2 protein-coding genes are annotated in these 1,818 nt (G+C 75.1%); both read right to left on the minus strand.

What is annotated here, in order from left to right; all coding sequences use genetic code 11:
• Positions 1-6: 6 nt before the first annotated feature.
• Complete coding sequence (locus ACFFNX_RS46500) at positions 7-789, minus strand: GNAT family N-acetyltransferase (RefSeq protein ID WP_378212767.1); 783 nt, start codon at positions 787-789, stop codon at positions 7-9.
• 9 nt (positions 790-798) lie between these two features.
• On the minus strand, positions 799-1,818 hold a 1,020-nt coding region (locus tag ACFFNX_RS46505), incomplete at its 5' end, for a M20 metallopeptidase family protein (protein WP_378212768.1).

The following is a 1,818-nucleotide window of genomic DNA, read 5'->3' on the forward strand; positions in this document are numbered from 1 at the left end:
CCTCGGTCAGGCAAAGGAGGGCGACAGGACGTCGCCGGGGCTGATCAGGTCCGGCCGGCTGGACATGTGCTGGTCGGCGTCCTCGATCCGCCAGCGGGCGTCCAGGAGGAGCGGCAGGGCGGGGTGCGGTCCGGGCAGGCAGAGATCCACGCGTGCGACGGTGAAGGTGGCGAGTGCGGCGCGGAGCGTGGCCGCCGGGTCGGCGCCGTCGGCGGTGACCAGGTGGAACAGGTGGTCCGGCCCGGCGACCCCGGCGGCGGCGACCTCGCCCCCGGCACGGACGATCAGCCCGGTGGCGCCCGGCGTCGCCGTCCAGAAGGCGTAGTCGACCGACCGGTCGCGCCCGTTCAGCTCCTGCTCGGCGGCGGCCGCCACGTCCGCCGGCACCCGCTCGGCCGGGATCCCGGCGAGCGGCGGCCCCTCCAGGTAGAGCAGTGGCCAGCGCGGCACCATGCCGTACCGGACGTAGAGCGACATGGCCCGCGGGTCCCGCGAGGCGAAGGTCGACCGCTCCCCGCCGGCGTCGAACACGGCGTCCAGCAGGCGCCGCCCGGTGCCTCCGCCGTGCCGTGCCGGGTCGACGAACAGGTCGCACAGCTGTGTGAGCCCGCCGAGCTGCCGGGCCGCGGAGTACCCCACCGCCGTCCCGCCGCTCTCCGCGACGAGGAACCGCCCGTGGGCACGCAGGTGGGCGACGTAACCCGGATCGGCCCCGTCATCGTCGTCATTGGCCAGAGCGATCTTCGCGATCGCCCGCAGGTCGCCGTCTGTCGCGCTCCGCACGTCCACGGCGGCAGGCTAGCCGACGGCCGTCCGGATCGCCGCGAGGTAGCCCGCCAGCAGCGCATCGGCGGTGCGGCCGACCATGTGGTCGCCCGGCAGGAAGCGCTCGGTGTGCAGGCCGGGCGCGTCGGTGGCGTCCGGGGGTGCCGTGCCGATGAACATCATCAGGCCCCGTGTCACGCCGCAGTAGTGGGAGAAGTCGTCCGCGCCGTACGAGCGGAAGCCCGCGTCGACGGTCACGCCGTCGTCGGTGAGGCGGCCGGCGGCGCCTGCGGCCAGGGCCGGGTCGTTGACCAGCACCGGCTCTCCGGATGAGAAGCGCACATGGCCCTCGCAGCCGTGCGCGGCGGCCGTGTGGGTGACGATCTCGGTGATCAGGGACGCCGCGACGGCGCGATCGGAGTCGCGCATCACGCGTACGGTGCCGCGCGCCGACGCGGTCTCGGGCACCACGTTGGCGGCCGTGCCGCCGCCGATCTGGCCGACCGAGCAGACCGCGCCGAGGACCGGGTCGAACCGCCGGCTGGCCAGGTGCTGGAGGCTGACGACGATCTGGCACAGGGTGAGCACCGGGTCACGGGCGACGTGCGGGTACCCGGCGTGGCCGCCGAGCCCGGTGACCGTCACCTCGAACTCGTCGGTGGCGGCGTTGACCGGCCCCGGGGTGACCGCGACGACTCCGTCGGCCAGGCGCGGCTGCACGTGGGCCGCCACCATCGCGCGTACGTCGTGGTCGGTCAGGATGCCGGAGTCGACGATGTCCTCGGCGCCCGAGGGCGAGGTCTCCTCGCGCGGTTGCAGGACCGCGAGGATCGGCACGTCCACGCCGATGCGCTCCGCGGCGCGGCAGGTCGCGACCAGCGCGGCGAGGTGCACGTCGTGGCCGCAGGCGTGCATGGCGTCGTTCGCCGACGCCCAGGAGACGCCGGTGCGTTCGGTGACCGGCAGGGCGTCCAGCTCCGCCCGCAGGGCGACCGCCGGCCCCCGGCCGCCGTTCCGTACGACACGACCGGTGACGGCGACGCGCTGTCCATC

It is taken from the genome of Actinoallomurus acaciae (assembly GCF_042429965.1).
Classification (GTDB): Bacteria; Actinomycetota; Actinomycetes; order Streptosporangiales; family Streptosporangiaceae; genus Actinoallomurus; species Actinoallomurus acaciae.